General features: G+C 47.2%; 7 protein-coding genes and 1 pseudogene. 6 read left to right on the top strand and 2 right to left on the bottom strand.

The annotated features are described in order from the left end of the window. The first annotated feature begins 62 nt into the window (after positions 1-62). The gene (locus RMO35_RS06625) at positions 63-317 is read left to right on the top strand and encodes a SemiSWEET transporter (protein ID WP_309739502.1); all 255 of its coding nucleotides are present in this window, start codon (positions 63-65) and stop codon (positions 315-317) included. On the opposite strand, the pseudogene RMO35_RS25195 reads toward RMO35_RS06625, so the two are convergent. Both RMO35_RS25195 and RMO35_RS06615 read right to left on the bottom strand, forming a co-directional pair. After that, a pseudogene (locus RMO35_RS25195) lies at positions 304-647 on the bottom strand (hypothetical protein). The gene RMO35_RS06625 and the pseudogene RMO35_RS25195 overlap by 14 nt on opposite strands. A gap of 51 nt (positions 648-698) precedes the next feature. Further along, complete coding sequence (locus RMO35_RS06615) at positions 699-1,331, bottom strand: Uma2 family endonuclease (RefSeq protein ID WP_309739499.1); 633 nt, start codon at positions 1,329-1,331, stop codon at positions 699-701. 121 nt (positions 1,332-1,452) lie between these two features. Here RMO35_RS06615 and RMO35_RS06610 point away from each other — a divergent pair, with 121 nt between their 5' ends. The 5 genes from RMO35_RS06610 to RMO35_RS06590 form a co-directional block, all read left to right on the top strand. After that, the gene (locus RMO35_RS06610) at positions 1,453-2,307 is read left to right on the top strand and encodes a metallophosphoesterase (RefSeq protein WP_309739497.1); all 855 of its coding nucleotides are present in this window, start codon (positions 1,453-1,455) and stop codon (positions 2,305-2,307) included. Between the two features lie 160 nt (positions 2,308-2,467). Beyond that, positions 2,468-3,190, top strand: a complete 723-nt coding sequence (locus RMO35_RS06605; protein ID WP_309739496.1) for a DUF1190 domain-containing protein — start codon at positions 2,468-2,470, stop codon at positions 3,188-3,190. Between the two features lie 6 nt (positions 3,191-3,196). Further along, positions 3,197-4,540, top strand: a complete 1,344-nt coding sequence (locus RMO35_RS06600) for a glutathionylspermidine synthase family protein (RefSeq protein WP_309739495.1) — start codon at positions 3,197-3,199, stop codon at positions 4,538-4,540. Positions 4,541-4,588: 48 nt separating this feature from the next. Further along, on the top strand, positions 4,589-5,494 hold the full coding sequence (locus tag RMO35_RS06595) for a hypothetical protein (RefSeq protein ID WP_309739493.1): 906 nt from the start codon (positions 4,589-4,591) through the stop codon (positions 5,492-5,494). Positions 5,495-5,513: 19 nt separating this feature from the next. Continuing rightward, a partial coding sequence (locus tag RMO35_RS06590; RefSeq protein ID WP_309739492.1) for a Mur ligase family protein occupies positions 5,514-5,968 on the top strand: 455 nt, incomplete at its 3' end.

Below are 5,968 nucleotides of genomic sequence, written 5' to 3'. Positions count from 1 at the left end.
ACAATTATAAGTACATAGAGTATTAACCTAGTTTATCATCTACTTACAATTGAGAATTCAAAATGCAACTAATCGATCTTGTAGGATATATAGCGGCAACGTTGACAACAGCAGCTTTCTTGCCGCAAGTTCTGAAAGTTTGGCAATCGAAGTCCACTAGCGATCTAGCATTACCAACCCTACTATCATTTATTGCGGGGGTTTCAATGTGGCTTGTTTATGGCTTATTAGTAAAAAGCACACCAATAATCATCGCAAATGCAGTGACATTGGTACTGAATTTAATAATTTTACGGTTTAAACTTAAATATGGGTAGACAGATTTATGGGATCGATCGAGCGATGCTTAGATTTCAGTTCGAGTGCCGCACAAAAACTGTTGAGGCTATTTAATAGAGCATTGTAGTAAGCATAAGCGTCATCGCGATCGATCTGAAGATATTCATACAAAGCTAGTTCTGGCTCTGATACTAGAGACACCGGGGGAATATCCAAGCCTGCTGCGGTTAAGCGGATCGAGGCGAGTCTCTTTCAGAGAGGCTTCGCCAACGAAATTAATAGCGATCCGATGTATTATTTCTGCCATGATGAAGGTCTTCCAATCCAGGTAATATTAACTCAGATCCTGGCAACTCATTTAGCTCCATTATTTATCCTTCTCTGATGTACATTCATAACGATCGAGAGATGAAACCATATTATTCCCCGATCTGACTTCTCACCCAAGCACGGAAGGCTTTCACTAAAGCGAGATAATCCATTGTTGTCGATCGCTGTAACCATTTAGAAACCTCTGAAATCGATAAATTTGCAAAAAATTGACTGGTTTGAGAGACAATATAATTGCCATTTTGCAATTGCTGAATGATTAGAGATTCACCATTGTAAATCCAGACTTCTGCTACTCCCAAATCTGCATAAACCTGAAGCCGATTTTGAGAACTGCTGGTAATATCAATTTCAACAACGAGATCCGGCGCGGGATCGGTTCCCATATCTAATCTTTTCTTGCCTTGCACCGCAGCAATATTCTGGATGTAAAAACATTTATCGGGTTCTGCCCCGCTCAGTTCTGGTTGCTTGAAAGTAGTCGAGCCAAGGGGATAAATATTTACATCGAACTCTTCAGCAATGGTATCAATGAAACGACCTAAGACTTCTTTGCTAAGTTCATGTTCTGGAGAAGGAGCCATAATTTCGAGATTACCACGATTGTAAGTAAGGCGGAGCCGACGCTCGCTCAATTCCTCTAGCAGCGTTTCGTAGGTTTTCCAGCTAATTCCCGATAGGCGAATAATTTCATCCGGTGGTGCGAGTAGGGTTGCAGTCATAGATTCAACAGCAATTGAATACCTTTATTTTAAGCTAAATTCTCGCGATCGATTGAGAAAATGTTAATTCACATTGAGTCGCTGGGCATACTAGGAGACATCCACATGAAGGAGGATGATAATGAAGCCCTGGCGTACAATCCTGCACAGATTCCATCGATTTTTACTGGTGGCGATCGCGATTTTATTTGCGACTAGTGTTTATGCTCGTGGGGTAGAACCTCGCTGGTTTGACATTAAAACAATCGACATCACAATTGCTGGTTTAAATCCAGTTTTTGAAGGTTATAAAATAGTGCAACTGTCGGATCTGCACGCTCGATCGGGTATCATGGATCGACAACAATTAGTAAGAGTTGCCGAGCTGGCAAATCTCCAGCATCCAGATACGATCGCGTTGACTGGGGATTATATTACCGAGCGACCCGAGTTGGCGGAAGAGATGCTGGCAAATGCTTTTGGGCAACTCAAAGCAACTGATGGCGTAGTAGCAATTATGGGCAATCACGATCGCGAAGAAGCAGATAATCATGTCTCGCTCGAACGTGCTTTCGCCAAAAGTAGAGTAAAATTCTTAAATAATAGTGTTTACTCGATCGACAGGCAAGGTCATAAATTAAATATTGCGGGAGTTGATGATATCTATTTCCAGCGGGCAGATCTGCCCCTGACAATTTCCCAATTACCAACGACTGGTACAAATATTTTGCTGGCTCACGAACCAGATTTTGTCGATACTGTGGCAATTACCAATCGATTCGGATTGCAACTTTCTGGGCATTCTCACGGCGGTCAAATTGTGATTCCTTTTTTACCGAGAGTCAAAGCGGAATTGGCTAAAAAATATACGAATGGACTGTATCGAGTCGATCGAATGCAATTATATGTGAGCGCTGGAGTGGGCACGACGGGTTTACCTCAAGCCAGATTGAATTGTCGCCCCGAAATAGCTGTCATCGTGCTGCACGCAGCTTAAGTCTATGCACTCACATCTTGGATCGAAACAAAGTGGATAGTGGATAGTAGATTAGAATAAATGCAAGTTAGCTGCTCTGTGAGGGCATCATAAATAGAGAGATCGATCTCTATTTATTTATGACTAATTTAGATTGCGATCGGGCTGTTAGGAGCTGGTAATGACAAGAAAAAAAACTAAACCCCAAAACCTGCAACTCCGTCCGATGAATCGGAACAAGATTTATGCAGGTTTGGCGATGGCGGGCGTCCTGGCGATCGTTGTGGCTCAGTGCAACCGTGATGAATCGAACGACTCGATCGATGTCGTATTTTATCAAACTGCCGCACAGTGCGAAGCGGATATCAATTTGCAGCAAGCCGAATATCTGGCACTGCAACAAAAATACCAGCGGGGTGAAGAAGACGAGGCACCGACGCCACCACCAATGGAGGCTAAAGACTGTGCTGCCCAAATCCAGGCAGCGCAACAAGAACACCTGAAAACTGCCCCTGTCTATGCCTCGATCGCCGAGTGCCAAGCTGAAGGCGTCCAATGTGAAGCGACTGCTGCTGGCGAGCTAACGGCTGGCTATCGTCCCGCGTATGGCGGCACCTATCTCGATCCCTACAATTCCAGCCATGTCTACATCCACTCTGGCGGCAGTTCGTATCGCGTCTATGAAACTCGCACTGTGTATCTGAGCAGTACTCCTGGTCGCATCATTACCCCTTACGGGCGGGAGATCTCCCAAACTACTACGGGTAGGGTAAGTGCGCCTCGACACACTAGCTTTTCCCCGCCAGCGCGTCCGGCTGGTGTCTCCGGTAGCGGTACGATTAGAGGCCGCAGTACTCAGGGATTTGGTTCGACGTTTAAGGGTAGTGGGTTTGGAGGTAAGTAGCACGAGATGAAACCGATAAAAATTATTCGTCGTCCGCAGTGGCAGCGACACATCCAGGAGAATTCCTACCAAGCGGATGTGTTAAGCGATCCTAAGCAGAAATACTGGGTGGAGGCTCTGCCCCAGCCGTTTGCCATTCAATTCGATCGATCTGAAGAAACGGCGATCGCTGCTGCGACAGAGGCGATTTGGGCGATGTGTGTGAAGTTTCTCGATTGGTTTTTTACCGATCGCGAGGAGGGCGATGTCCAGCAACGGTTGGCAGCTCTCCAGATCCGTCCTGAATATTGGCAAGCGATCGCGCAGAGCTGGGATCGCACTCAGCCCGTCGAGGATTTGTCGCTGTGTGCGCGCTTCGATCTGGCTGTGACTGCGGCGGGACAGATTAAACTCCTGGAAATCAATGGTGAAACCCCCCTGCTGGGTGCGGAAACGGTTTACCAATGGAATTGGTTGGTAGACTACCTGCACAACCACCAGCACAGCAAATACCCGCTGCCGAGTGATGCCAATCAGTTCAATGAATTCTGGGATGCGATCGCGGGACAATGGCGGCGGATTGCTGCTGGGTACGATCTCAAGCAACATGGGATCTCCTTTCTGGTGGATGAAAATCTAGAGGAAGATCTGGAGATGGCGATGCAGTTGATTGAAATCCTCACCGATGAAGTCGATCCGGATATTTATACCCAAATTGTCTATCTGCGCGGACTCAAGGACGAGCGGGGGCAAGAGATTCAGCGGGGATTGGGTTTAGATGACGATGGCTACTTTGTAGACCATGTGAACGATCGGATTCCCGTGCTGTGGAAGATGTATGATTGGTCGGATCTCCAAAATGACATGGCAAATGCGGGGACTACCGCAGCATTGGCGGCACGATTAGCAACTGGAGAAATGAAAATTATCGAACCTTTATGGAAGCAGGTGCTTTCCAATAAAGGCGCACTAGCCATGATGTGGGAGCAGTTCAAGGATTCCGAATACCGTCAATATCTACTCCCCACCTATCTAGATACCGACAACTCCTATGAATCTACTCAATTGCTGCTGGGAATGCACGTTAGAAAGCCGCTGTTGGGACTAGAAGGCGTTGCTGTCTCGATTGAAACCGGGTTTGGAGCATTAGAGCAAAAAGAGTCATTTGGCTATGGTGCGGAGGGTTTTATCGTCCAGGAGTATATCGAATTACCGGAAGCTTTTGGCTACTACTACGCGATCGGGAGTTGGGCGATCGATGGCGAAGCGGCGGGGATAATTATTCGGGGCGACACGTCTAAAATTACGGGGCGACACTGTTTAATTATTCCGCATATCGTCTCTGATAATGGACTCTACCTGCCCGATTGAGGACTGGGGGACGGGGAGAAGACTGGTAAATTAGATAATTAACAGCTTATGCCAGGAATTGGGCGCAAATCTCGTTGCCGAAGCCTCTCCTCTGGAGAATCGCGAGGCGGCTGTGTCCGCACAGCGAACATCAAGCAAAATAGTTGGGATCTCGATGCTGTATTGCCGATCGATTATGTCCTGACGCCCCAGCAGCTCGCACTGGTACCGCCAGCAGTCTATACTAATTTCTGTCATCTGCTCGATCGCGATGTCTATTCCGAAGGTGACGCACAATCGCTGTACGATTACATGACGCTCCGTGCTGCGGAAATGTCGCCCGAGTTTTTGGCGATGCTAGATCTGTGGCTAGCCGACGAACTCAAGCATTATGAAGCATTGCGGCGGACGTATCATTGCATTGCTGGTGTCCAATTTGCCGAGATGAATCGCCAATTTGCCCGGAGGGTTCATGAAATCGAACCGATCGCGATGGTATTAACCGACGAGTTTACATTTTTGGTAACGTTAATGTTTGACGAAATTGGCTCCGTCTACTCCTATCGTCGCGATCTGTGGGAATACTACCGTCATTTTGGGACGGCAATTCACAAGATCGGTCATCATTTAGTCAAAGATGAGGGGATGCACTTCAGTAATGCGGCAGAGTTGCTACTCGCCAACCATCAGCCGCGATTGGGCGAAGTGCCGAAATTGCTGGAGCAAATTGCTAATTTAGAACAGAACTTACACAAATACCATCAAACTTTTTTCTTAGATCATGCCCAGGAACGGTATCGATTTCCCCCACATTTCAACTCGGCAATGATCCAATTGATTCTAGAGCGACTAGGACTGAGCATCCCCACAACAGATCGCGCACAGCGGCGAACCCAGGGATTAAAATTACGGGAGTTGTGGCAATGGGCACCGACAGGATATCATTTAGTGCCGATCTTTACCGCACCTGCCTAGCCCTTAGCGAATGAAAATCATGAAACAAGCGACTGTAATTGGATTGGGTCGATCGGGTATCGCCGCTGCCAAACTTTTGATTAAACATGGTTATGCGGTTACTCTGAGCGATAGCAGCCAGAATGCCAGCCTCGAAGCTCAAAAACAACAGCTAGCACCGCTCGGTATTAACATCAAACTCGGCGATAAATTTATCCCCACTGCCGAAGATATTATCGTCGTCAGCCCTGGTGTACCGTGGGATATTGCCCCCCTAGTTCGGGCTAGAGCAATGGGTATCGACACGATCGGCGAAATGGAATTAGCATGGCGATATCTCCAGGATATTCCCTGGGTAGCAATTACCGGAACTAATGGTAAGACGACTACCACCGCGCTAGTTGATGCGATCTTTCAGGCGGCGGGATTGGAGACGATCGGCTGTGGTAATATCGGGTTTGCTGCTTGTGAACTAGCATTACTCGACACCAAACC

Source organism: Chamaesiphon sp. OTE_20_metabat_361, assembly GCF_031364565.1.
This window is presented reverse-complemented; position numbering and strand designations above follow the sequence as displayed.